At 46.4% G+C, this 25,797-nt stretch carries 24 protein-coding genes and 1 other annotated feature; of the genes, 16 read left to right on the top strand and 8 right to left on the bottom strand.

Annotated elements, in window-relative coordinates; translation table 11 throughout:
* Positions 1-104 precede the first annotated feature (104 nt).
* From QMA39_RS07935 to motS, 7 genes are all read left to right on the top strand, one after another.
* A complete protein-coding gene (locus tag QMA39_RS07935; RefSeq protein ID WP_027955113.1) occupies positions 105-524 on the top strand; it encodes a DUF948 domain-containing protein in 420 nt (139 codons plus the stop codon).
* 12 nt (positions 525-536) lie between these two features.
* Positions 537-959 (top strand): YtxH domain-containing protein, encoded by a 423-nt coding sequence (locus tag QMA39_RS07930; RefSeq protein WP_035531975.1) that lies wholly within the window; start codon positions 537-539, stop codon positions 957-959.
* 52 nt (positions 960-1,011) lie between these two features.
* On the top strand, positions 1,012-1,335 hold the full coding sequence (gene ytxJ / locus QMA39_RS07925; protein ID WP_027955115.1) for a bacillithiol system redox-active protein YtxJ: 324 nt from the start codon (positions 1,012-1,014) through the stop codon (positions 1,333-1,335).
* Between the two features lie 184 nt (positions 1,336-1,519).
* A complete protein-coding gene (locus tag QMA39_RS07920) occupies positions 1,520-2,578 on the top strand; it encodes a bifunctional 3-deoxy-7-phosphoheptulonate synthase/chorismate mutase (protein ID WP_027955116.1) in 1,059 nt (352 codons plus the stop codon).
* A 235-nt stretch (positions 2,579-2,813) separates the two neighbouring features.
* Positions 2,814-3,815 (top strand): catabolite control protein A, encoded by a 1,002-nt coding sequence (gene ccpA, locus QMA39_RS07915; protein WP_027955117.1) that lies wholly within the window; start codon positions 2,814-2,816, stop codon positions 3,813-3,815.
* A gap of 50 nt (positions 3,816-3,865) precedes the next feature.
* Positions 3,866-4,690 carry a flagellar motor protein MotP gene (gene motP / locus QMA39_RS07910; protein WP_027955118.1) on the top strand — a complete coding sequence of 275 codons (825 nt, stop codon included), beginning with the start codon at positions 3,866-3,868 and terminating at the stop codon, positions 4,688-4,690.
* Positions 4,680-5,471, top strand: a complete 792-nt coding sequence (gene motS / locus QMA39_RS07905; RefSeq protein WP_281658340.1) for a flagellar motor protein MotS — start codon at positions 4,680-4,682, stop codon at positions 5,469-5,471. The genes motP and motS overlap by 11 nt, the downstream gene beginning before the upstream one ends.
* A gap of 32 nt (positions 5,472-5,503) precedes the next feature.
* On the opposite strand, the gene QMA39_RS07900 is transcribed toward motS, so the two are convergent.
* The 4 genes from QMA39_RS07900 to QMA39_RS07885 form a co-directional block, all read right to left on the bottom strand.
* Positions 5,504-6,676 (bottom strand): acetoin utilization protein AcuC, encoded by a 1,173-nt coding sequence (locus QMA39_RS07900; protein WP_281658339.1) that lies wholly within the window; start codon positions 6,674-6,676, stop codon positions 5,504-5,506.
* Positions 6,666-7,319, bottom strand: coding sequence for an acetoin utilization AcuB family protein (locus tag QMA39_RS07895; protein WP_027955121.1), 654 nt, complete (start codon positions 7,317-7,319; stop codon positions 6,666-6,668). The genes QMA39_RS07900 and QMA39_RS07895 overlap by 11 nt, the downstream gene beginning before the upstream one ends.
* 5 nt (positions 7,320-7,324) lie before the next feature.
* A complete protein-coding gene (locus QMA39_RS07890) occupies positions 7,325-7,972 on the bottom strand; it encodes a GNAT family N-acetyltransferase (RefSeq protein ID WP_281658338.1) in 648 nt (215 codons plus the stop codon).
* A gap of 119 nt (positions 7,973-8,091) precedes the next feature.
* Positions 8,092-11,196, bottom strand: a complete 3,105-nt coding sequence (locus tag QMA39_RS07885) for a transglycosylase domain-containing protein (RefSeq protein ID WP_281658337.1) — start codon at positions 11,194-11,196, stop codon at positions 8,092-8,094.
* A 124-nt stretch (positions 11,197-11,320) separates the two neighbouring features.
* Positions 11,321-11,525: a binding site (T-box leader), on the top strand.
* An 80-nt stretch (positions 11,526-11,605) separates the two neighbouring features.
* On the opposite strand from QMA39_RS07885, the gene tyrS reads away from it, so the two are divergent.
* Complete coding sequence (gene tyrS, locus QMA39_RS07880) at positions 11,606-12,871, top strand: tyrosine--tRNA ligase (protein ID WP_281658336.1); 1,266 nt, start codon at positions 11,606-11,608, stop codon at positions 12,869-12,871.
* Between the two features lie 67 nt (positions 12,872-12,938).
* Positions 12,939-13,397, top strand: a complete 459-nt coding sequence (locus tag QMA39_RS07875; protein ID WP_281658335.1) for a GNAT family N-acetyltransferase — start codon at positions 12,939-12,941, stop codon at positions 13,395-13,397.
* 40 nt (positions 13,398-13,437) lie between these two features.
* Here QMA39_RS07875 and rpsD read toward each other — a convergent pair whose 3' ends face one another.
* Positions 13,438-14,040: a 30S ribosomal protein S4 gene (gene rpsD / locus QMA39_RS07870; protein ID WP_027955125.1), complete on the bottom strand. Its 603-nt coding sequence runs from the start codon at positions 14,038-14,040 to the stop codon at positions 13,438-13,440.
* 375 nt (positions 14,041-14,415) lie between these two features.
* Here rpsD and QMA39_RS07865 point away from each other — a divergent pair, with 375 nt between their 5' ends.
* On the top strand, positions 14,416-16,314 hold the full coding sequence (locus QMA39_RS07865) for a sensor domain-containing diguanylate cyclase (protein ID WP_281658334.1): 1,899 nt from the start codon (positions 14,416-14,418) through the stop codon (positions 16,312-16,314).
* Between the two features lie 80 nt (positions 16,315-16,394).
* Here QMA39_RS07865 and QMA39_RS07860 read toward each other — a convergent pair whose 3' ends face one another.
* Positions 16,395-16,874 carry a GAF domain-containing protein gene (locus tag QMA39_RS07860; RefSeq protein WP_281658333.1) on the bottom strand — a complete coding sequence of 160 codons (480 nt, stop codon included), beginning with the start codon at positions 16,872-16,874 and terminating at the stop codon, positions 16,395-16,397.
* 120 nt (positions 16,875-16,994) lie between these two features.
* Here QMA39_RS07860 and refZ point away from each other — a divergent pair, with 120 nt between their 5' ends.
* Positions 16,995-17,597 (top strand): forespore capture DNA-binding protein RefZ, encoded by a 603-nt coding sequence (gene refZ / locus QMA39_RS07855; RefSeq protein WP_035531980.1) that lies wholly within the window; start codon positions 16,995-16,997, stop codon positions 17,595-17,597.
* Here the strand turns inward: refZ and hisJ are convergent.
* Complete coding sequence (gene hisJ, locus QMA39_RS07850; protein WP_281658332.1) at positions 17,578-18,390, bottom strand: histidinol-phosphatase HisJ; 813 nt, start codon at positions 18,388-18,390, stop codon at positions 17,578-17,580. The genes refZ and hisJ overlap by 20 nt on opposite strands.
* Before the next feature lie 158 nt (positions 18,391-18,548).
* Here hisJ and ezrA point away from each other — a divergent pair, with 158 nt between their 5' ends.
* The 5 genes from ezrA (at position 18,549) to QMA39_RS07825 (ending at position 24,767) form a co-directional block, all read left to right on the top strand.
* Positions 18,549-20,240 (top strand): septation ring formation regulator EzrA, encoded by a 1,692-nt coding sequence (gene ezrA / locus QMA39_RS07845; protein ID WP_281658331.1) that lies wholly within the window; start codon positions 18,549-18,551, stop codon positions 20,238-20,240.
* Positions 20,241-20,251: 11 nt separating this feature from the next.
* Complete coding sequence (locus QMA39_RS07840; RefSeq protein WP_206935568.1) at positions 20,252-20,572, top strand: hypothetical protein; 321 nt, start codon at positions 20,252-20,254, stop codon at positions 20,570-20,572.
* Positions 20,573-20,712: 140 nt separating this feature from the next.
* Positions 20,713-21,852 carry a cysteine desulfurase family protein gene (locus tag QMA39_RS07835; protein WP_281658330.1) on the top strand — a complete coding sequence of 380 codons (1,140 nt, stop codon included), beginning with the start codon at positions 20,713-20,715 and terminating at the stop codon, positions 21,850-21,852.
* 7 nt (positions 21,853-21,859) lie between these two features.
* Complete coding sequence (gene thiI / locus QMA39_RS07830) at positions 21,860-23,071, top strand: tRNA uracil 4-sulfurtransferase ThiI (RefSeq protein WP_206935564.1); 1,212 nt, start codon at positions 21,860-21,862, stop codon at positions 23,069-23,071.
* A gap of 106 nt (positions 23,072-23,177) precedes the next feature.
* Positions 23,178-24,767: an amidohydrolase gene (locus tag QMA39_RS07825; RefSeq protein WP_281658329.1), complete on the top strand. Its 1,590-nt coding sequence runs from the start codon at positions 23,178-23,180 to the stop codon at positions 24,765-24,767.
* 48 nt (positions 24,768-24,815) lie between these two features.
* Here QMA39_RS07825 and QMA39_RS07820 read toward each other — a convergent pair whose 3' ends face one another.
* Entirely contained in the window at positions 24,816-25,619 is an 804-nt protein-coding gene (locus tag QMA39_RS07820) for an NAD kinase (protein ID WP_281658328.1), read from the bottom strand.
* Positions 25,620-25,797 lie beyond the last annotated feature (178 nt).

Here is a 25,797-nt window from a genome sequence, read left to right as displayed (position 1 = left end):
ATAGCGAATATGTCCATTTATAAGCAGCCTTCACGTTTAGGAAAAGCCTGATTAGGGCAATAACTAAACTGTGTTGATTACATAAGAAGGAGTGTGCAGGGGGAATGATCAATATCCTTTACATTGCTGCTTTAATTGCAGCAGTGGCTTTTGCTGTTCTTGTGATTTTCTTAGCAAGAACGTTAACGGCTGTGCGCCGTACAATGAACAACGTAGCTGATACCCTTGAGGGTGTAGAGAAACAGATGGAAGGCATCACCCTTGAGACCACTGAGCTGTTGAATAAGACGAATAAGCTGGCTGAGGATGTAGGCGAGAAATCGCAGAAACTCAATACATTAGTTGACGGTGTAAAGGGTATAGGAGATACCGTACAGGAATTTAACCAATCCATACGATCTGTATCCAAGGGTTTTACCCAGTCAGCCAATGAGCACACAGACTCAGCTGCCCAGGCGGTCAAGTGGGGACAGGTGGCTATCAGCCTTTGGAAGAAAGCCAAGAAAGAAGATAAGAATTCATAAGGAGGAATTAACATGGGACAACAAAACAAAGAACAAAATAATGGTAGAGATTTTGTACTGGGTTCGCTGATCGGCGGTTTAGTCGGTGCAGCTGTTGCCTTGCTCTTTGCTCCGAAATCCGGACGTGAACTGCGCGAGAACATCAATCAAAGCTCCGGAGAGTTGAGAGAACGTGCCGGAGAGTGGAAGGATGTCGCTTATGAAAAGGGCGGAGAATGGAAAGACCGCGCTGTTGAATCCTCTTCCCATCTGACAAAATCCGTTTCTGAAAAATCTCAGGAGTGGAGCGGATTGATGAAGGACAAAGTGAAAAACATCCGAACAAATGAAGAAGATGAAGCTGAAAGAGCCGCTCAAGAAGTAGCTGAAGCGATCGAGGAAGCTGCTCAGGAGCTGGAAAGACAGCAGGACTCTACGACATCGACAAATATTTGACACAGTATGGAGACTGTCCGCAGTCTCCATCTTTCTTTTAGGAGGAATGGAAATGACAATCGAAGTAATTCAAGACAAGCAGACATTTGAACAGGTGGTTAACGAAAAAGAGGCATTTATCCTGCTCAAGCACAGTTTGACATGCCCTGTCAGCACATTTGCCCATCACCAATATAAGCAGTTCACCGACGGAGCAGATGTACCGTGCTACATTCTCCATGTTCAGGAGGCAAGAGATTTGTCCAATCATATTGCTGCGGAATACGATGTCCAGCATGAATCCCCGCAGGCCCTTTACTTCAAAAATGGGCAGGTGGTATGGCACGACAGCCATGGCGCAATTACAGCCGACCAGCTGAAAGAAGTCACAGCGTAAAGGCACAGGTTTATGGAGGAAGGGTCAAGGTAATCTTGATTCTTCCTCCAACTTTTTAGCCACTTTTTCATGAAAACACTTTCAAAGGGATGACAATATTCAAAAAGTTAGCTATAATTGTCCCTAATTATTTCATAATACTTATGATTCTAATTATCAAATTTCATTGTAGGGGGACGTAAGCATGAGTAATCAAAAGCTTGACCAGTTGCGCAGCGAGTTGGATAAGGTTAATTTAGACCTTTTGAGTTTAATCAATAAACGCGGTGATCTGGTAAAGGAAATTGGTCAGATCAAAGAACAGCAGGGGATGAACCGCTTCGATCCAGTAAGGGAGAGAGCGATGCTGGACCAGTTGTCCCAGCACAATGATGGACCTTTCGAGGATTCAACAATCGTACATTTGTTCAAGGAAATCTTCAAAGCAGCGCTTGAACTGCAGGAAGATGACCACCGTAAAGCACTGCTTGTATCCAGGAAGAAAAAGCCTGAAGATACAGTCGTTGAAATAAAAGGAGAAAAAGTCGGAAACGGCACGCCTTCCTTTGTTATGGGGCCATGTGCGGTGGAAAGCTACGAGCAGGTATCTGAAGTGGCCAAAGCTGTGAAAGCAGAAGGTCTGACACTGCTTCGTGGTGGAGCCTTCAAACCGAGAACTTCTCCATATGATTTCCAGGGACTTGGTCTGGAAGGGTTGAAGATTTTGAAGCAGGCGGCAGATGAGCAGGGACTTGCAGTCGTCAGTGAAATCGTGAATCCAGGAGACCTGGAAGAAGCCCTGGAGTACCTGGATGTCATTCAAATCGGTGCCCGTAACATGCAGAACTTCGAGCTTCTGAAAGCAGCAGGTTCTGTGAACAAGCCTGTATTGCTTAAACGTGGATTGTCAGCAACGATTTCCGAGTTCATCAATGCCGCTGAATACATCATCTCACGTGGAAATGAAAACATCATTCTCTGTGAGCGCGGAATCCGTACCTACGAAAAAGCGACAAGGAATACATTGGACATTTCCGCTGTCCCGATCCTTAAGCAGGAAACCCACCTGCCGGTCATGGTTGATGTGACGCACTCAACCGGCCGTCGAGATCTACTGCTTCCAACAGCGAAAGCAGCACTTGCTGTAGGAGCGGACGGTGTGATGGCTGAAGTTCACCCGGATCCGGCTGTCGCTCTTTCGGATTCAGCACAGCAGATGGATATTCCGACTTTCCACTCTTTCATGGAAGAACTGAAAAAATAACGAAGAAAAAGACAAAGACAGGCTGATCAAACAGCCTGTCTTATTTTTTTATTCATAGTTTCTAAAAAAATCAGGAAGACTATAAGTAACCTTTTGCACGAATTTAGGAATCCGTTATAATGGATAGGGTACAAACTCTAGAGAACCGTATGATTATTGCGCAGGCAGGCGATCTGTCGTATGATTGTTCTTATAAGTACTACGGTACGACAGGATTCGATGAGGAGGAAATTAGATGAATGTAACAATATATGATGTAGCACGCGAAGCGAACGTTTCAATGGCAACCGTTTCGCGGGTCGTCAACGGGAACCCGAATGTGAAACCCGCCACAAGAAAGAAAGTACATGATGCGATTGAACGGCTCGGGTACCGTCCAAACGCAGTAGCGAGAGGTCTTGCGAGTAAGAAGACAACGACAGTAGGTGTCATTATCCCGGATATCTCCAGTATTTTCTTCGCAGAACTGGCACGGGGAATCGAAGACATCGCAACCATGTACAACTATAACATCATTTTAAGTAACTCTGATCAGAACAAAGACAAAGAGCTTCATTTGATCAATGCCATGCTCGGCAAGCAGGTAGATGGGCTGATCTTTATGGGTGGCGACATTACTGATGACCACATCCGTGAGTTCAAGACGTCTTCTGTACCGATTGCGCTGGCGGCGACTGTTGATGAGTCACAGGAAACGCCATCTGTAAACATTGATTATGAAGAAGCGGCTTATGATGCGACGAAGATGCTTCTTGAATCCAATAACGAGCGGATTGCCTTCATTTCTGGACCGGAAAATACATTAATCAATACAAGAAAAGTAACAGGCTACAAACGTGCCATGGCTGAAAAGGGCGTCGAGGATGCTGACAAATATATCGTAACTGGAGATTATTCCTACGATTCCGGTCACGAAGCGCTAGAGCAGATCCTTGAGATGGACGAACAGCCGTCAGCCGTTTTCGTTTCTTCTGATGAAATGGCCCTCGGTGTTATTCACGGAGCACAGGACCGCGGCATCCGTGTACCTGAGGACATGGAAGTGTTCGGTTTTGACAATACACGTCTGGCTACCATGGTGCGCCCGACGCTGTCCACTGTAGTACAGCCGATGTATGACATCGGAGCAGTGGCTATGCGTCTCCTTACGAAATTCATGAACAAAGAAGAAGTAGAGGAAAAGAACGTGGTTCTTCCACACCGAATTATTGAAAGAAACTCAACTCAGCAGAAATAGTACCGATATATGTACTAAAAGGTACTTGTTCGAACTGAGGAGAGAGTGAAATGACAAAAAAAGATTTAATGACTCCCATAGGAATTACTCTTGGATTTGCTATGGTTATGGTTGGGATCATGTCCAACGCAGGCATCGGAGGGGCCGCCTCCTTTATACAAATATCCTCTATCGTGATTGTGTTGGGAGGGCTGGCCGCCGCCATTCTCGTGAACTTCAATCTTACTGAAGTGAAGCTGACATTCCGAGTAACGAAGGAAGCCTTCAAAGAAAGCAGCATGAATCTAAGAGAGTTGATCAGCCTCTTTGTGAGACTTTCTGAGCGGGCCCGAAGGGAAGGGCTGCTTGCCTTGGAAGCTGAGCTTGAGGAAGTGGATGATCCTTTTATAAGGAAAGGGATTCTCCTGGCTGTTGACGGTGTAGAGCCTGATGTCATTAATGAAATTATGAATGCGGAAATTTCCGCTGTGGAAGAGCGGCACCAAAAAGGAAGAGCTCTTATTGAAAAGGCGGGGGAATATGCTCCTGCCTGGGGTATGATTGGAACGCTGATCGGTCTTGTCCTGATGCTTTCCAGCTTATCCACCCCGGAAGAGCTTGGTCCCAAAATGGCCGTCGCTCTTCTTACTACTTTTTACGGAACACTGCTAGCCAACCTTGTTTTCATTCCGATGGCGGGGAAGCTTGAGAACAAAACAGACCAGGAAGTGTTCATGAAGCAGATTATCATTGAAGGGGTCATCGGCGTCCAGTCCGGCCAGAATCCGAAACTCCTGGAAGAAAAACTGGGAGCATTCCTGTCTGAAAATGATAAGAAGATTCTGGAAGACGAAGAACAAAACGATCCACTTGGGGAAGCAGCCAATGAGGCGTAGACCTAAAAAGCAGAAACAGGACGGCGCTCCCAAATGGATGACTACATATGCAGACATGATCACCCTTGTCCTTGTATTCTTTATTCTTTTATTTTCCATGTCCCAGATTAATCTCGATAAATTTGAGGCTATAACAGAAAGCTTCCGAAACCGGATGATTTTGGACTTTTATCCTTCTGCTGTGGAAAACAAGAACCCCGCCGATCAGGCTGAGATAGAGGGAAATGATGAAAAGAATAATGAATTTGACATGCCGCCGGAAGAAGTGGAAGCTTCACAATCAAGTAAGGCTGAAGCGGAAAAGGAGCAGGATCTGGATGAATTGAAGCAGGAGATCGATGAATACCTTAAGGAGAACGACTTGAGTGACATTATTGCTGCGACGAATTCCGAACGCGGCGTCGTCCTCGTTCTGGAAGAACAGCTGCTCTTTGAAACAAGTGAGGCGGAAATTCTGGAGCAGGCTAAGCCGTTCTTATCCAAGGTAGGAACCCTGCTTGAAAACATTCCGAACTTTGTCAAAGTGGAAGGGCATACGGATAACCGTCAGATTTCCAGCTACCGCTATCCTTCAAACTGGGAATTGTCCGGAGCACGGGCGAGCAGTGTTATCCGTTATATCCTTGATAACACACAGGACATGGACCCGAAGCGGTTTACGGCTGTTGCTTACGGAGAGACGAGACCGGTAGCACCGAATGATTCTGAGGAGAACTGGAGCAGGAACCGAAGGGTTGAAATTGTCATTTTAGATCCGGCTTACGAAAATTCCGGATCTTAAAAGCCACTACATAAAAGTAGTGGCTTTTTTTGTTACAAGGAGTTGAATTTCTTTTGGTTATGAATCAGCTGCAGTGCTTTTTCCAACAGCTTATTGTTCTTTTCTGTAATTTCTTCTCTTCTCGGTATAGGTTTGAAAGCGTTTGGTGGATCGTTCCATGCATCGGGCAGAGAAACGGGGGATTCTTTTTCCCATTTCTTCAGCCACTCGACAGGAAGGGGACCTGTAAAAGGCTCTTCATCCAACATGACTTTCCAAATTTGAGCCCATGCTCTCGGGACAACACGCCAGATGTCATATCCGCCCCCGCCAAGAGCCACCCAGCGCCCTTCACAGTATTGATGAGCCAATTCGTGGGCAATCGCAGGTATGCGCTCGTAAATGGCCATCGTGGAGCTTAGATGGGTGAGGGGATCAAGAAAATGAGCATCCGCCCCGTTTTGTGTAATAATGATGTCGGGCTTGAAATAATCGGTGATTTCCTTGAAAGCGGATTCATAAACGTGCAGAAATGATTCATCTTCAGTGAAGGCATCGATCGGTAGATTAAAAGAGTATCCGTACCCTTCCTTCAATCCTCGTTCATTCACATGTCCGGTGCCGGGAAACAAATAACGCCCTGTTTCGTGGATGGACAGTGTGCAGACGTTGGGATCATCATAAAAGGCCCACTGTACACCATCGCCGTGATGGGCGTCTGTATCAACATACAGGACCTTGTAATCGTATTTCCGGCGGATGTATTTAATACCTACGGCCCCGTCATTGTAGATACAGAAGCCTGAGGCTTTGCGTTCAAATCCATGATGCAGGCCGCCACCCAGATTAAGGGCATGGGTGACATCACCGCCCAGAACCGCATCAATAGCAGACAATGTACTGCCCACAAGCAGCTGAGAAGCCTCATGCATGCCTTTAAACATTGGTGTATCTTCTGTTCCTATTCCGTATTCAAGCCCTTCCTCTTCCGACAGTTTACCTTCTGATGCTTTTTTCACTGCCTGGATATATGCTGGACTGTGGGCAAGGCGCAGTTCTTCCTCTGTCGCCATTCTGGGAGTGATCAAGTGATTTTCCTCAAGCATTCCTGCTGCATCCAGTAGTTCCTTTGCCAGGACGACTCTCATCTGATTAAACGGGTGGTCTTCCCGGAACCGGTAGGAAGTAAAATCGTTGGAGTATACAAACCCTGCTTTACAAGTCATAGGGACTCTCCGGCTTCTTAGGCCACAAAACTTCATAGCCTGCTTCCTCCAGATCTTGAACAGTTGGAAGTGGGTTCATCGTCTGAATCCGGACGACGACAACTTTGTAGTTGGCATCCGGCTTATAAGGATAAATGAGGATGGAGCTGATATTCACCTTTCGTTTTCCGAATACTTGCGTCACTTGAGGAAGGATCCCTGGCTTGTTGATTACTTTCACTTCAATCTGCGAACTCTGGACGTGAGTGCCCGTTAATTGAATCAACGTATAGAGCATGTCTTTTTCAGTTACAATTCCGACCAGTTTTCCATCTCTGGTGACAGGAACACAGGCAATTTCCTGTTCATAAAAGATGGATGCTGTTTCTTCGACAAAATCAAGGGGATGCACGGTCGTTACCGGATAGGTCATGATGGAGCGGATTGGATACTGCAGTTCCTCCTGCCCGGTGTCTTCTTCCAAAATCGATGGACTGGCATCTCTGACATCACGGTCAGAAACAATACCTATGACGGCTCGGTCCTCATCTATAATAGGGATATGCCGGATATGGTGTTCATGGAGAAGTTTCAACGCTGTTTCAATCGTTTCATCCGGAGTAAGTGTAATCACATGGTCCTTCATGATTTCTTCTACTAACAATTCCGCTACCTCCTCAGCTGGCGGTTTCGATGCCTCGTTAAAAAGCGCAGTTGATCAAATGTCTCCACTGATGATTCAGGAACCCGGCTGCCTACTCTGACCATCAGGCAGTTGGCTGGATGGGATATGATTTCAGGATCATCGGTGGGGGAAGGGGTCAATCCGCCTGCGGCCATCATCTTTTCCATGACCTTTCGATAATCCCATATGTTCAGCCCTGTCCCTTTCAAGTCCCAATGCCAGTAATATTCGGTGGAGATAATAATGTATTTTTCCATATAGTCATCCATCATGGAAAGTTTCAAGAGACGTGAGCCAATCCGGTGTCCACGGAATTCCGGGCTGACTTCAATGGCACCCAGTTCAATTAAATCTTCCATGCTGCCTTCCGACCACCGTTCCAAAGGATCTGGATGCAGGTAGGTCACATAGCCGATGATCTCTTCACTGTTTCTTGCAATGATGATCCGGCCTTCATCGAAATCCGCAATGCTTTTTACAGCTTCAAATTGTTTTTCCGGCGGACGGAAAGCGATAAGGCCTTCGTTAAACGTAAAATGTGACAATTCGTCTGATGTCAGCGGTCCTTCAACAATGATCGGTCCATGCTCGGAGCTGAAGGATTCGCTGTAATAAGTTTTTTCATGATTCATTCAGTCACCACCTGAAAAAGAGATTCATAGAGCGATTGTTTCTATTATACAACAAAATATGGGATTGTTAATTGTTCTCCAAAAAGAAAACCAGCCCATGGCGGGCTGGTTTGATTCATTTATTCTTCATTTTCCGTTGTTTCATCTCCGCTGGACTCGTCGCTGTTCCCGTTATCTGAGTCTTCTTCCGGTGGTGTATCGTTTGAACCATCATCGGAATTTCCTTCTGAATCGTCGGATTCACCACCTTGATTATTGTCATTAGCGGGATCATTATTCTCTTCTGTACTCTCATTTGACTCATCTGCATTGGAGTCGTTCGTGTTTTCGTTATTGTTGCCATTGTTACCTTCGCTGCTGTTTTCATTACTGGAATCATTCGTATCCTCTTCCGGCTCCGGTTCCGGGTCTGGCTCAGGGTCCGGCTCCGGCTCTGGTTCCGGCGCCCCTGGATTTCCGACCGTCACGGAAGAAGAAAGACTGGATGATTGACCGAAATAATCCACCGCTCGAACGGCGTAGACACCATCGCTTGAAAAGCTGTACGACGTGTTCACTGTGCTGCCAAGCAGGGAATAGCTGCCACCCGGCTCAGAAGCCCGGTAGATCCGGTACCCGACGACATCATTGCTTCCGGATGCATTCCAGCTGATTTTTGATCCGCTGGCAGAAACAGATCCCGGAGCGGAAGGAGCCTTGCCATCATTATCAATGGACGACACGGTAGATCCAATCGAAGAAGAGGAAGGCAGAGCTACATTGCTCCATCGTGATGAATTAGGAATCAATGCTCTTAATTCTTCAGAGGACGTCAATCCTTCCTCTTCCAGCCATTCAGGACTCAATGTGACACCGCCGCCGTCTTTGACGAATTCACGCGGTGTATCCGGTCCGGCGATAACCAATTTATCTTTCACGCTTACGAAGTCGCCGCCGATCAAGCTGTCATCGGCTTTTGAAGGAGCATAGTCGGCATCAAAAATGTCGCTGTCAACAAGACCTGCGGACGAGCATAAGTCAGATGGCAGCATCCCTGATGTCGCACAGTAGGAACTTGTAACAAGGCCGCCCGGGTTCTCGAAATCATTGCTTGGAGCCATCAGTTCCGGCCGTAATTCCGTGACTGCATTGACTACATCGGCCCAAAGTCCCTGTGTCCGCTGGTTGTAGTTCATGTTCTGCATGTTGCCTTCGGAGAAACCAGTCCACATTCCGACAGAGACATTCGGGTTCGTAGCGACAAACCAAGAGTCCTTCGTTGCCTGTGATGTCCCGGTTTTTCCCGCCCAGTCTACACCGCGGTCAGCGAGCAGGCCGCGGACACGGGACCCTGTGCCATAATCAAGGACATCCCTCATAACATCAAGTGTAAGATAGGAGGCCTGCGGGCTGAATACCTCTGTTTCTTCTGCTTCGTGCTGATAGACGGTCTCCCCGTCTTTCGTTTCAATTTTTTCAATCATATACGCATCGACGAATTTACCCATGTTGGCAAAAGTAGCAAATGCATTCACATTCTGTTCTACAGTTATTCCATCAGTCAATGCCCCTAGAGCCATGGATGGGTTTGTATAGTCATTTTCGTAAAGTGTATCTTTAATATCCATTTTATTGAGGTAGTTTTTAACTGGATTTTTGTCCAGAATTTCAGAATACTGTTTCACAGCTGGAACGTTGTAAGACTGTGCTAAAGCATAACGCGCAGATACGAATCCTTTATGACTTCTGGAGAAGTTCCGTACTTCTTTCCCGCCGCTGTAGTAATAAGGAACATCGGGAATGACGGATCCCGGCTGAGCAGCACCCATGTCGAAGCTCGGCCCGTATACGAGAAGCGGCTTCATCGTACTACCATTGGATCGGCGGGCTTGCGTAGCGTGGTTTAGGTTTTCTTCTTCGAAGTCATAGCCACCGATAAATCCGTGAATTTTACCTGTTGAATTTTCTATAATCACACTTCCGAGCTGAAGGGGGATAGGAGCTGTTTTTCCAGTTGGCTCCCCGTTTTCATCATAAATCGTTTCTTTCCCCCATGGCCAGTTTGACGATGTATAGGAGTCTTTCACATCCTGCATAGCATCATAAACTTCTTTATCCAGTGTCGTATGGATTTGATAACCGCCGGAAGACATTTCCCGCTCCGCCAGTTCATCGTACTCCCGGGCTAGTTCTTCATCATCCTCCAGGTCTTCCTGGGTATGACCGTTTTCTTTCATTAAGTAATCTTTAATGAGACTTCTAGCACGACTCTGTACTTCCTGGTTGATAGCGGGATACTTGCTGATCGCTGTCGGTTTAGCATCAGCAAGCGTTTCATCGTTCAACGAAAAAGCCATCGCCTCATCGTATTCCGCTTTCGTAATGTATTCCGCTTCCAGCATACGTTCGAGTACTTCGTGCATCCGGTCTATGCCGGGTTCCAGTCCTGCTTCGTCCTTAATCGTCCCATCATTGTTGAAAGGGGTATAACCGAAGGGGGATTGTGGCAGGCCGGCAATAAAGGCCGACTGGGCCAAGGAGAGTTCACCGGCATTTACGCCGAAAATGCCCTGTGCAGCTGTTTGTACACCCGCTACATTCTGCCCGTTCGCATTCCGCCCGAACGGGACGATGTTCAAGTAAGCTTCGAGTATTTCTTCTTTTTCAAAGAAACGCTCGATACGAAGGGCGATGAGCATTTCCTTGGCCTTCCGCTCAAATGATACTTCGTTCGTTAAAATCTGGTTTTTAACGAGCTGTTGAGTAAGTGTACTTCCGCCGGTTTTCACAGAGGAGTTCGTCACTTCCTGAACGACCGCACGCATGACGGCCTTCGGAACAACACCCTGGTGCTCTTCGAAATACTCGTCTTCCGTAGCGATGACAGCATTTTTTAAATAATCACTGACCTGATCGAGTTCAACGACCTCCCGGTACAGGTCGGAACTGACATCTCCAATTTCTGTTTCGTCCGTGAATAACATCGTGGACGTCTGCGAATAATTATAAATATCGTCTTCCATATCCGCCTGGCTCCGTACTGGCTCGTCCTTTACGAGGGAAGCAAAGTATCCAGCTCCGACACCGCCGGCGAAAAACAAACCGATCACACCGATAATGATAAAAAATAAGATGACGTTCCAAACGACATCGTATGTAATCCGTGTGTTTTTCTGTATACGCCCCTGCTCCCATAAAGAGCGGAAATCTATCTTATTTCGACCGTTCTTCTGGTTATTAGACATGAATAAAACCTCCTAAAAAATCCATCAATATTATAACATACCCCTCTGTATTAAGACACGACGGGACTTGGGGATTTTGTTGCATTTTTTTTGGGAATGTGTTAAATATAGTACATAGTTTAATAAGTGTGCGTGGATGGATTGAAGTAGAATGAAGATCCCTGTTGCAGAGAGCTGACGGTTGGTGCGAGTCAGTACATATTGGATTTCGAATTACGACCCGGAGCATCTTCTGGTAGGAATCAGAAGACGGTGGAAACCGTTATCGATAGAAGTGGCACGTTTTTTATGTGCAACAAGGGTGGTACCGCGAAGACCTCGTCCCTTTTTCAGGGATGGGGTCTTTTTTGTGTTCCGAATCTGAAGCCACAGCTTAATGGAAGTAATGACAAGTAGAGGAGTGTTTGTAATGAATTTATTAGAGGATCTGCATCAGCGGGGACTGGTCAATCAAATGACGGATGAAGAAGGCTTGCAAAAGCATTTGGAGAACAATCAGGTGACATTGTACTGTGGGTTTGACCCAACGGCGGACAGCCTGCATATCGGCCATCTGCTTCCTGTGCTGATGCTGAAAAGGTTCCAGGTAGCGGGTCACCGTCCGATTGCTCTTGTCGGTGGGGGAACAGGGATGATCGGAGACCCAAGCGGCCGGTCTTCAGAACGTCAATTGAACAGTGCAGATGTTGTGAAAGGATACAGCGACCGTATCAAGGATCAGCTTGCTAAGATCCTCAACTTTGACGATGGGGAAAATGCTGCTGTCGCACGCAATAATCACGACTGGCTTTCTCAAATGACAATCATCGATTTTCTGCGGGATACAGGAAAGCACTTTGGCGTCAATTACATGCTGGCAAAGGATTCTGTGGAATCTCGGATTGAACAGGGGATCAGCTTCACAGAATTCAGCTACATGATTCTACAGTCCCTGGACTTCCAGCAGCTGTACCAGAAAGAAAACTGTACGCTACAGATCGGCGGCAGTGATCAGTGGGGCAACATTACAGCGGGTCTTGAACTTCTGCGCCGTTCTACAGCAGGGGATGAAGAGGTGGAAGCCTATGGATTGACGGTGCCTCTTATTACGAAGGCAGATGGATCCAAATTCGGAAAAACAGCAGGCGGCGCTGTCTGGCTTGATCCTGAAAAAACTTCGCCATACGAGTTTTACCAGTTTTGGATCAATGCGGATGACCGTGATGTCATCCGGTACTTGAAGGTCTTTACTTTCCTTGATATGGATGAAATTGCAGCACTTGAAAAAGAGGTGCAGGAGCGTCCGGAAAAACGTGTGGCGCAGCGCAGACTTGCGGAGGAAATGACAAAGCTTGTCCATGATGAAAAAGCACTTCAGCAGGCAGAGCGTATTTCAGAAGCTTTATTCAGCGGTGATATCAAAGCTCTCTCAGGGGAAGAAATTGAACAAGGCTTTAAAGATGTCCCGTCCTTTACGTCTGAATCCAAAGACTCTCAGCTGCTTGATTTATTGGTGAATGCCGGAATCTCACCGTCCAAGCGCCAGGCCCGGGAAGATATCAGCAACGGTGCGATTTACATCAATGGGGAGCGGAACCAGGATCTGAAGCACACCATTCAACAGGAAGAACGGATTGAAGACCGCTTTACGATCATTCGTAGAGGGAAAAAGAAATACTTCCTTATCCGTTACTAATATCACGAAAAAAGCAGGGATACCCCTGCTTTTTTTCTATCATGAAACCAGGAAGGAAGATGGATTGATGCTTGATATTCGGGGTGTAATAAGAAGAGCTGTACCGGGAGATGCGCTGCAATTGGAAGCATGTATGCAAAAAGCATACAGTGTTTATAAAAAACGGATGAATGGAAATCAGCTCCCTCCGTTGGAAGCTGATTATAAAGGTGAAATCGTTTCCTATCCAGTGTGGGTTCTGGATAAGGGGGATGAAATTCTTGGGGGTGTCATTTTGATGTTCCACCCGACGTACACGCAAGTCGCCAACATTGCTGTCGATCCTGATTATCAAGGGCACGGGCTGGGACGAAGGTTATTAGGATTTGCTGAGGAGAAATCTGTGGAGCGTGGCTGTTTTGAAATGCGTCTGGCCACACATAGACTCCTTACAGAGAACGTGGCTTTCTACACATCGATGGGGTGGGAGGAATCAGGAAGAGATGACTTCCGGATCTTCTTTAAAAAGCGTTTGGAGACAACATAAATAAAAAAACCGCCGAAATGGCGGTTTTTTTGAAAAGCTATTAACGAGAGTAGAATTCAACGATAAGAGCTTCGTTGATTTCAGATGGAAGCTCAGAACGCTCAGGGAAACGAGTGTACGTACCCTCACGCTTGTCTTCGTCGAAAGTAAGGTATTCTGGAACGAAGTTGTTCACTTCGATAGCCTCTTCTACGACGTTAAGCTTTTGAGATTTTTCGCGAAGGCTGATCACTTGACCAGGAGCTACGCGGTAGGATGGAATGTCAACGCGGCCGCCATTAACAGTAACGTGACCGTGTGTAACAAGCTGACGCGCCTGGCTGCGTGTACGTGCAAGACCGAGACGGTACACAAGGTTATCCAGACGAGATTCAAGAAGAATCATGAAGTTCTCACCGTGGATACCTTTCATATTTCCGGCTTCTTCGAACATGCGGCGGAATTGACGCTCAGTCAAGCCGTACATGAAACGAAGCTTCTGCTTCTCTTGAAGCTGAAGACCGAATTCAGAAAGTTTTTTACGTTGGTTAGGACCGTGTTGTCCTGGTGCGTAAGGGCGCTTTTCAAGCTCCTTACCTGTTCCGCTTAAAGAAATACCATAGCGACGTGATTTTTTCCAAGTTGGACCTGTATATCGTGCCATAGGAATTTCCTCCTTTTTATTTTATTTCGCATAAAATAAAAACAGTGTGTCCTGCTTCCATTGCTCATTATGTTTTCATGCACCATCGCCCCAGCAGCAGAGGGTTACACGATGCACCTCCGTAGAGGAACAAAATGATAACAACGGCGGCTCACATAGGCTGCCATTTATTTTACACAACGAATATTATATAAAGAATAATAGAGGAAGTCAAGGTGTTCTCTGCTTTTTTATTTAAGATTTCCAACGTACACCGATTATTTACTGCCACAGCACATTGGATTGTCATTTTTTACATATACACACCCACTTTTGGGTATAAAGGGATGGTACAATATACTTAAAAAAGTGTGTGCAGGAAGACAGGTGAATCGGATGAGTGTCCCATGCTCTATGGAAATGAAGTTTAACCGCTTGAACAGTCGTCTCTTTGAATGGATGATGACAGAGACGCCCCCTGCGTTTGAACAATTCCTCGTCAAGCTGATGAAGGAAATGAAGGATTTTATGCACGCAGAAGGCACAGCCTGCTACATGTTTCATCAATGGAGAGGCGTGTATCAGCTTTACAGACAAGAAGATACACCGGTCTATTTTCATCATTCCTTCGCCCCGGCTGCTCCACCCGGTCAGGAAGAACAGATGCCTGGTCCTTCTATAAAAGGGCGGATGCTGGCACAACCTGGTCATGATGATCAGGTTATTGTCCTTCCTTTGAAAAAAATGAGCGGAATCGTCGGGTATCTGGCTTTCACTTACACAGATAAAGATTCTTCTCTGATCCCTTCCTCCTATCTAAAGGCTGCATCTGAAAGCTTGGAGAAGGTTATTGAAAAAGCGGATAATTTTTATACGATGAAGGAAGAGAAAAATATGTTTGAGCGTCTCTTGAATGTGACCGCTCATTTTCATTCTTCTATTGATATCCAAACCGTGTTAAAGGAGATCATTGCGACGCTTTCTGAAGTGTACCCATCCTTTCAGTACCATCTTCACCTTTCTCAGGAGTTTGAGGAAATGCCTGACCTGCCTGTGTACGTCCTCTCCTATAATGAAAGCTCCAGCAGCAATACGGGTCTTCAGGCTTTTATCACAGGTGAATTTCAAATCATTGAAAATCCGGATGGGCAGCAGTTCTTATTATACGCGCCGCTTAAAGGGAGGCAGGGCGTGTATGGCGTGCTTCAGATTACTATTCCCTATACCCTTCCCATCAGAGGGAAGGAGGTGGAGTTCTTTATACAAATTGCCGATAGAGCGGGAAAGGCCTTTGAAAATGCACGTTTATATGAGCAGGCCCGGAAACAGAATAATGACCTTCAAATTATTACCGCAGCCTCCCAGCGTTTGAATTCCTACACCAAACTATCGGAAAAGGCTGCATTTATGGTAGAACAAATCCAGGAGATTTTTCAAGCAGACGAGGCAGGCTTTCTTACCTATGCAGGGGATGGGGGAGCGAGCGTCCTGGAAGGCAGTTCTAACTACTTCACGTCGATTTTCAACCTTGAGGAGGTTTCAGCTATCCGATCCCTGTTCGAAAGGGAGAGCGGCCCGGTTTTTATCAGTGATCTTCATGGGGACGGTGCGGACGTCCTTCATCCATACCGATCACTGATGGCTGTGCCCATGAAGGACCATCATCAACAAACCGGGTTTGCGGTCGTCCTGCATAAGAAACCTTCTTTTTTCTCTTTTGATTCCTTTAAGCTCCTGCAGTCCCTTGTTCAACATTCGGCTCTAGCCTTTGCCAATTCCATCCTTCAAGAGGAGCTGGAACGAGCAGTGATCACCGATTATTTAACAAAACTTCACTCCAGGATTTATCTTGATCATCGTGTGGAAAAGCATATCAAGGAAGATGAGCAGGGGCATTTAATATTGATAGATATTGATCATTTCAAAGCGGTGAATGACACGTATGGACACCAGACAGGAGATGAAGTCATCTGCCAGGCTGCGGCAGTGATTCAGGAGGAAATGGCTGGATCTTCCGGTCTGGCCGCGCGCTGGGGTGGGGAGGAGCTGGCAGTATATTTCCCTTCGATCAGTTCAGGGGAGGCCTATCAAATCACGGAAAGCATACGTGAGCGAATTGCTTCAGAGACCCATCCCGGGGTCACTGTATCCTGCGGGTTTTCCTCCTGGAAAGCTATACACGGCAGGCCGGAAAGGAAAGAGCTTATCCTTCAAGCGGACCGCGCCCTCTATCAAGCTAAGAAAGCAGGACGGAACTGCATCAAAAAAAATGATCCAGGTATTTTACCTGGATGATTCTTGATTTCAGAGTGTGCAAAGGGGAGATAGACACAAAAAAGTTCCGTTCTTTTATGGAACGGAACTTTTTTTGTCTATTAAATATAGTTTTGTAGAGTTTCCACGAACTCGACCAGCTTCTGCTCGTCCACTTTATCAAAGCGGCCTTTAGAAGGACTGTCGATATCCAGAACGCCGTAAATGTCTCCGTTTTTAAGAATAGGAACGACAATTTCGGACTGACTGGCTGCATCGCAGGCAATATGACCCGGGAAAGCGTGAACATCTTCTACGCGCTGAACTTTTCTTTCAGCGACCGCTGTCCCGCATACGCCTCTTCCAGAAGGGATGCGGACACAGGCGGGCATGCCTTGGAATGGTCCGAGTACAAGCTCGTCTTCCTTCCATACATAAAAGCCGACCCAGTTTACATCATCGAGGAACTGGTTGAGCAGGGACGATGCGTTGGAGAGGTTGGCCACATCATCTTTTTCATCCTCAATCAAGGCTTTCAACTGCTTATTTAGCAGATCATACTGTTGCTCTTTTGTACCTGAATAAGTCATGGATTGGAACATCATAGACCTCCTGATCATTTTTTATTCGACAAAACATGGGAGATTTGTCGGGATTTGCAGGACGATTCTAAGCAGGATTTCCCAAAATTATAGAGAATCCTATCCCGAGGGGGAAAAATAATGAATCGACCGAATGGAACACGTAATAAAGTGTTGGACGTAGCCTGCCGCCTATTCTACAGCCAGGGGTTTAATGGAACATCGGTCAGAGATATTGCTAAGGCAGCCAATGTGAATGTTTCATTGATCCATTACTACTTCAAAAGCAAGCAGGGCCTTTTTGAATCGCTCGCTGTCAGTTACTTTGAACCCTATCTTGAAATGCTTGAAAGTGAGCAGCCCTCTGAGGATGGCAGCCGTCTTCATTCGTTAGTGAAGAAAATTCTACATTATAAACAGACTCATTATCAACTATCCTGTCTCTTGAACCGGGAGCTTTCCTTGAATACTGTATTTGCCAGGGAAATGCTTGTCACCTATCTGGCTAAGGAAAATCATTTGTTCACGCAGATTTTATTTGATAAACATTCCCACATTGAAGTGACCTTCAAGGAGAAGCTCTGCCTTTTACAGCTGAAGGGTCTCTTGAATGCACCCTTCACGATGCCTCATGAATTTAAAGATCCGTTTATAACAGAAGCCTCCATCGACCATTTTGTTGAAGTATACAGTGACTTAATGAATGAACATCAATCGGTGCAGCTTATCGCGGCCAGGGCTTGATCAAGGAATGATCAACAGCCTCCCAGCCCTGCTTCAAAGCTGAAGCGGTATGAGCATCCGAGCCATAAATCAATGGAATTCCCATGGAAGAAGCCTCCCGGGCGATGGCAAGCGGCGGGTAGGTTTCTTTACAGTGGTTTTTTTTCATTCCTGCCCCGTTATAATCGAGCTCAAAGCCATGTTCCCTGACCAGGGTCAAAAAGTGGGAAGCCCTGGACGACCATTCTTCCGGACCGGGATAAAGCCTCTGAAACTTCCTTACTAAAGTCATGTGCCCGATCCGTTTTGGTTTATAGGAGCCTAGAGGAGCTTGGACTGATTCGGCAAGGACGTCATAATAGGCGCGGTAGAGAGTCTCTATGCTTCCAAAGTCTGCCGCTGCCTCTTCGAACATTTCCGGACTGTAATCGATACAGTACCACGCCTTGTTCCCCTTGAGAAAATGAACGGAGAGGATGCTGTCATCCAGTTCCGGACCATAGGTGTCAAGAAACGATGCGGTTTCCTTCTCGTACCCTTCAATATAATCCACTTCGAGTCCTTTCAGAATCGTCAAATCCTTCTCATACTTTTTCTGCAGCCCGCCCAGATCCGCCAGGTAGTTTTCCAGGTCCTCGATTGTCATGCTGCTGTCTTTAGCTGGTGCAGGATCTGTAAAGGAATCAGGAAGAGGAGCGTGTTCGGTGAACGTCAAGGCGGAATATCCTGCTTTTATGGCATTTTCTATATAACTTTCCAGCGAATCCTTCGACCCGTGAGGGCAGTAGGGAGTATGGATGTGACCGTCTTTCATCCGGCTGTCCTCCTTAATTAGAATTTTTTGTCAGCACACTAATAATTTTGAAATAATTTAGCCAAAAGGCTGTTTTACATGGTATCATTATAAACAACTAAATCACATATCGGAACGTAATTCATCCGTAGGACATGTTTATTGTAAGGAGGCTATTTATGAAGTACGTCATAGGGGCTATATTACTACTAATTGCAATGTTCATCATCGGGCTGATTTGGCGTAAAAAGGTCTATGATGAAGTGGATCGTCTGGAAGGTTGGAAAATGGATATTATGAACCGGCGCGTAACGGAGGAATTATCCAAAGTAAAGAACCTGAACCTTTCCGGCGAGACACAAGAAAAGTTCGAAACATGGCGTGAACGTTGGGATCAAATCCTTACAAAAGAACTGCCCGAACTGGAAGAATACCTTTTTGACGCAGAGGAAGCGGCCGACAAATACCGGCTGAAGAAAGTCAGGTCCGTGATTGAAAATACTGAAAAGAAACTGGAATCGATTGAGGAAGATATAAAAACGATGCTGACAGAATTGGAATATCTTCTGAACTCTGAAAAAGAGAGCCGTGTGGAAATCGAATCCATTGCTCCTGAATTGAAAGAATTGACGAAACGTCTGATCCAGAACCGTCACCAGTACGGGAAAGCCGTCAGTTTTTTTGAAAAAAGGGTGGATGCACAGAAAGAAAAGCTGTCCCAGTTTGAACAGCTGACAGAGCAGGGGGATTACCTGGAGGCCAATAAACTGGTGCAGACCGTAAAAGAAGAGACCGTCCTGCTGCAGGAGGATGTTGAAGCTTTCCCCGAACGGTACCGTAAAGTGAAAGTAGAACTCCCGGAACAGTTGAGGGAGTTGAAAAGTGGAATCGAGGAAATGAAAGCAGAAGGCTATCGGATTACCCATTTCGAATTTCTGCCGGAAATACATAAACATGAGCGCACACTGACCGAAGCTTTTGAAAAGCTGGAGCAAGGGGATCAGTCCGATGTTCAGGAAGCTGTAGAAGCCATTGAGTCCAGAATTCAGGAGATGTATCAGGTCTTGGAAGGCGAAGCCGTTGCTCATCAATATGTAGAAAAACAGTTTGAACCTCTTAAAGCGAAGCTGGATGAGCTGGAAAGCACGCTGAGTGTGACAGAACAAGAACTGAATGAGCTGCTTGTAACCTATCAGCTTGAAGAAGAAGATGTGGAATCCCATCAAGGATTGAAAAACTGGTTCAATCAGCTGAGAAAGAAAATGACCAGTCTCGAATTCAAGCGCCAGGATGGGGAAACCGCCTATTCTGAACTGCGTGATGATCTGGAGCAGCTGCAGAAACAGACCGCTGACCTCCAGGAAAAACATGAATTCTTCCAGGAGCGGGTGGAAAACCTGAGGAAAGACGAACGCGAGGCGAAGCAGCAGTTGAGAAAAATGGAAGAGCTGCTGATGGAAACCCACCGCCGTCTGAAGAGGAGCAATATCCCGGGAATTCCTGTTTTTATCTTTGAAGATATGAAAACAGCGAGTGAGAAAGTAGATGAAGTTTTTCAGAACCTGGAGAAACAGCCTCTGGATATGAATGATGTTCATGCATCTTTAGATGAAGCAGTTGAACTGGTGGAAAAGCTGGGAAACGATGCTGAAAAAGTGATGGATAAAGCTCATTTATCAGAGCGTCTCATCCAACATGGGAATCGATATCGGAGCAAGCATCCACTGCTGGCGGCTAAGCTGCTTGAAGCTGAAGAGAAGTTCCGTTCCTATCAGTATGACGAAGCTTTAGCTCTGGCGGCCGAAGCGGTAAAAGAAGTTGACCCCGGAGCGCTTGAGAAAATGGAAGCAGAAGAAGAAATGCTAGTCTAGGACGTGGATGCATGAGAAAAAAACTCTTAATAGGCTTATCCGCATGTGTCGTCCTCCTATGGACAACAGTGCTTGTTATTCTCCTCCTGCCTCGTGACAGCGGACGTCTTCCTGCATCGGAACACAGCTACAGCCGTCTGGACTACGGAGTGGAGGAAAAGCTGATGAAACAGGTGGATAGAGACAACCCGTCCGCAATCCTATCTTCTGAAGGCCAGCCTGAAGATATTTTAGGAAGCATGGAATACACGCAGTCCTGGGTGGACGATGTGACGGAAGATGGAAAGCTTAGTATAGATACAATCCTCGAACATTTGGATTCAATGGAATAAGCCGTCTTCCGGTGAAAAAGGCATCTGCAGTCGTGCAGATGCCTTTTTTTGCAGGGCTGCGGCAGGGTCCGGCTGTTCCATTTCTGCCGTTGGTGTGGTAGAATTATGGACTGCAATTTGAAAAAAAGGAGTCAAAGCCAATGATATACTTGGATAACAGCGCGACGACCCAACCTTATCCGGAAGTGCTGGCAAGTTTCCAGAAAGCCGCAGAGCAGTATTTCGCCAATCCTTCCTCCATTCACAGTCTGGGAAGTGAAGTGGAGCGACTGCTAGATCGTTCCCGCAAGCAGGCAGCCAGTCTGCTGCATGTGGATACAAATGAAGTGATCTTTACATCTGGTGGTACAGAGGGGAACAATATGGCGGTGAAAGGGGTGGCTCTGCAGCATCAAAATAGAGGGAAACATCTGATTACGACTTCTATTGAGCACCCATCTGTCATGGAAGCTTTTCGAGCCTTGGAGTCATTGGGCTTTGAAGTTACCTATATAGATGTAAATCGAGACGGTCTTGTAGATGCGGAAGCTGTCATGAATGCCGTCAGGCCGGATACCATTTTAGTCAGTGTGATGTCTGTAAATAACGAGCTGGGTTCCATTCAACCCATTAAGGACATCGGGCGGAAACTGAAAGCACATCCAAAAATCCACTTTCATGTAGACCATGTTCAGGGACTTGGTAAAATCGATCTTCCCATGAATGAATGGGGCATTGATTTGTGTACCATATCCGGTCATAAAATTCATGGTGTGAAAGGGACAGGGGCCCTCCTTGTGCGAAAGCATGTTTCCTTATTTCCAATGCTTCATGGAGGAAGCCAGGAAGCTGAATTGAGAGCGGGTACCGAGAACCTCCCAGGAACGGTAGCCTTTGTTAAAGCCCTCCGCATCCTGAAGGAAAAAGAGCAGCAAAACCGGGACCATTTATGGAAGCTGAGAGCCCGGCTGAGGGAAGCCTTAAGGGATCGGCCTTACTGTGTGTTGAATTCTCCAGAGGACGGGGTTTCCCACATTACCAATTTTTCTATACCCGGCTTAAAACCTGAGGTGGTCATCCACGCATTAGGGCAGAAAGAAATTTATATTTCGACCAAGTCCGCCTGCTCTTCTAAGCAGCCGGATGTGAGTGCTGTACTGAAGGCTTGTAATTTTGATTATGAACGTACCACATCAGCGTTAAGAGTCAGTTTTTCTTCACAGAATACGGAAGAGGATATTAAACAATTTGTAGATGCACTGGATGAAGCTGTCCATCACTTACAAGCTGCAATGAGGTGAGCAATCAATGAAATTTGATCGTATTATGATCCGTTATGGTGAAATGGCGTTAAAAGGAAAAAATAAAAAGTTATTTGAACAGAAACTGAAGTACAATTTGTCGGGTAAACTCAAGGAGTTCCCTGAAACGACGATTGAAAAGACGCAGGGGCGCATGTATGTACATTTGAATGGAGAGCATCCCCAAAAAGTGATGGAAGCGTGCCAGAAAGTATTCGGTATTCACAGCCTAAGCTTTGCTGTGAAGGTTGAGCAGTCAGAGGAAGCGATGAAAGAAGCTGTCCTCCTGGCTTTTCATGATGCCCGGGGAGCGCAGACCTTTAAGATCTCTTCCAAGCGTACGGACAAATCGTTTCCGCTTCCCTCCCAGGAAATCAATCCAATGCTTGGCGGTCATATTTTAAGAAATACAGACGGTGTCACAGTCGATGTTCACCGTCCTGACGTGGAAATCAAAGTGGAGGTCCGCCACGAAGGTGTCCTCATCACTGCACGTGATTACCCGGGAGCCGGTGGTCTTCCGGCGGGTACGACAGGAAAGAGTCTGTTGATGCTTTCCGGAGGAATCGACAGTCCTGTGGCCGGGTATTTGACGATGAAGCGCGGTGTGGAACTTGAAGCGGTCCACTTCCACTCTCCGCCTTATACGAGTGAGCGTGCGAAACAAAAAGTGATTGACCTCGCTCAGGAACTGGCGAAATACGGAAGCAAGGTGAAAATACACGTCATCCCGTTTACAGCTGTTCAGCAGAAAATTCATAGGGAGATGCCGTCCGGGTACAGCATGACGATTACGAGACGGATGATGATGAGGATCAGTGAGAAAATTGCAGAACAGCAGGGGATTTTGTCCATTACGACCGGCGAAAGTCTTGGTCAGGTGGCCAGCCAGACGATGGAGAGTATGAACACCATTAATGAAGTAACCAATTACCCTGTCATTCGTCCACTTGCGGCAATGGATAAGCTTGAAATCATTGATATTTCCCGGAAAATAGGAACGTATGATATTTCGATCCGTCCATTTGAAGACTGCTGTACGGTCTTCGTACCAAAAGCACCAAAAACAAAACCGACAAGAGCGAATGCGAATTACTACGAATCCAATACCGACTTTTCGGAAGATCTTGAGAAGGCGGTCCGTGAATCCTACACCATCGAAGTAGATGCGCAGGGAAGTACGGATCAGCAGGAAGACGCTTTTGATGATCTCTTATAAGCCATTGAAACCCTGACCTATCCTAGGTCAGGGTTTTGTTTACAGTTCTCTTTTTTTTCTGGATATGTTATAGATAGTAGTAAATGAAAAGAGAGGAAGTGCTGGGATGAAGCTTTGGTATGGTGGGAAAATTTATACGCTGACAGCTGAAGACGCCTGGGTGGAATCTGTTGTGACCGAAGGCGGGCGGATTAAAGCTGTAGGAGATACACAGGATCTGTTTGAAACCTACAAAGACGGAATAAAGGAAGAAATCGATTTGAAAGGGGCGGTGATGTACCCCGGTTTTACTGACAGCCATCTGCACATCCTCGGGCACGGGGAACGCCTGATGCGTCTGGATCTGTCTTTTATGAAATCGGCCGAGGAAGTCAAGCAGGCTCTCCAGCTTCACGCTGAACAGCTTCCTGAAGGGGAGTGGATTATCGGGGACGGCTGGAATGAAAATCAGTGGGAGGAAAAGCGGATCATACATAAAGATGAACTGGACGAAATCTCCCGAAATCATCCCATGATGCTTACGCGTGTCTGTCGTCATGCTCTGCTTGCCAATACAAAAGCAATGGAGCTCGCGAAGGTTACAGATCGTACTCCCGATCCTCAGGGAGGGGTGGTCGTTAAAGATGAGTCCGGTCGTGTGACCGGGTATTTTCACGATAAAGCTCAGGACCTGATCAAATCAGCCATGCCGGAGGTTACACCGGAATACTTAAGGAAAGCAGCAGATCTTGCCGTCAAGGATATGCATGCCTTCGGACTTGTCGGTGGTCACAGTGAGGATTTGAACTATTACGGAGGATTCAAAAGAACCTATGACGCCTTTTTGGATGTGATTGACGGAAAAACAACGAAGTTCAGGGCCCATCTGCTCGTTCATCACGGTGTGATCGAGCAGGTGGATGAGTCCGGGCTTGGATTCAAGCAGGGAACAGACTTTGTAGAACTGGGAGCGTTGAAAATTTTTTCTGATGGGGCTCTTGGAGGACGGACGGCATGGCTGAAACAACCTTATGCGGATGATCCGGACAATTACGGGGTAGCCATCCATACACAGGAGGAGCTGGACACCCTCGTCGGTGAAGCGCGGAAGCGGAACATGCCTGTGGCCGTTCATGCCATCGGAGACGGAGCGGTGGAAGCTGTAGCAGACGCAGTGGCCAGAAACCCTCTCAAGACAGGCGAGCGTGACCGTATCATTCACGCCCAGATTTTAAGCAGTGAATTGATTCATAAGCTTCAGCATTTGAACGTCGTTCTGGATATCCAGCCGACCTTTGTAGCCTCCGACTTTCCGTGGGTGATGGAAAGGCTGGGGAACATGCGTCTGAAAAACTCGTATTCGTGGAAGACGCTTCTTGATGCAGGAATAAAATGTGCGGGTGGATCAGATGCTCCGATTGAAGAAATCAATCCGCTTCTCGGTATCCGGGCTGCCGTGGACCGAAGAGCCTCCTATGATCATGAAGTCTACCAGGCAGAAGAAAAACTGAGCGTTTATGAAGCCGTCTGTCTGTATACGAAAGGAAGTGCTGAAGCGATTCATAAAGAGGGAGAGCAGGGGATGATCCAGCCTGGATTCACCGCTGACTTTACGGTGCTGGACAGAGACCTGTTTACGCTGAAATCGCACGAACTTGCAGATGCAAAAGTGATGATGACAGTAATCGACGAAGACATTGTCTATCAGCGCTCCTAATACAAAAGGCCTCCACGGATATTTTTCCGCGGAGGCCTTTTTTGACAGTTATAGGAATGTGCGTTTCACTCGATCCCAGTACGTATTATTTTTCAGCTTGACCGTTTTGATCACTTTTTCACTAAGGTTTACAGTAACGTCATGGATGTTGCGGATAGAGAACGCTTCATTGTCCATGCCGATAATAGGGTAGTCGTTTCCATCCTGCCTGACCTTAAGGTTCAAGGTTCTTTCTCCACTGAGGATGAAGGATGAACCGAGGGTCCGATAGCGGTTGTTATTCAAGGAGGCAAGCTCACTGATTTGGAAGCACGGAAGTTTTGGATCGACAACGGCTCCATTAATGGATTTGTTGTAGGCTGTACTTCCTGTTGGAGTGGCGATGATCAATCCGTCTCCCCGGAACGTTTCAAAATGAAGGTCATCAATATAGACATCAATGACAATGGACTTAATCAATGTCGAGCGTACACTGCATTCATTCAGACAGGAGAAGGTAGATTCATCGTTGATGGTGGTATCGATGACAGGAAAGCGGCGGACTTCTACTTCTGCATTTTTCATGGCTTCTATCATTTCATCGTGGTCATCAATATTAAAATCACAGTACAGACCTGCTTCATTTTCACTGCGGATTCCTACGTACAGGCAGTTCTGGCGGAATCCTGTTTTTCTGACAGCTTGAAGAAAGGCACCGTCTCCTCCAACAGCAATAACGATGTTGGCGTCTTTGGAATTTTCAACAATATGGAAATCGTTGTCCCTTGCCAGCTGGAAGAGAGCTTCTAATTTATCCTGAAGTTCGGTTTTTTGATGATAATAAAAGTATAGGTTTCTACGTTGATCCGTCATCGTGACTCCTCCTTTAAGTTGTACAGCTTCAGCCATATCATATCATTTCAAAAGTGTAAGCGCACACAGTTTTCAAATAAATCGGGAAAGTTTCACATTGTTGAATTACATCATGGTTTTCGTTATGGTTAGTTTAGACCATAATGGAACAAGTACGTAAACGGGCGCATTTTGTTAT

The organism is Halobacillus sp. Cin3, assembly GCF_947311855.1.
Taxonomy (GTDB): domain Bacteria; phylum Bacillota; class Bacilli; order Bacillales; family Halobacillaceae; genus Halobacillus; species Halobacillus kuroshimensis.
The sequence above is the reverse complement of the archived record's forward strand: the minus strand, read 5'-3'. Positions and strand labels throughout refer to the sequence as shown.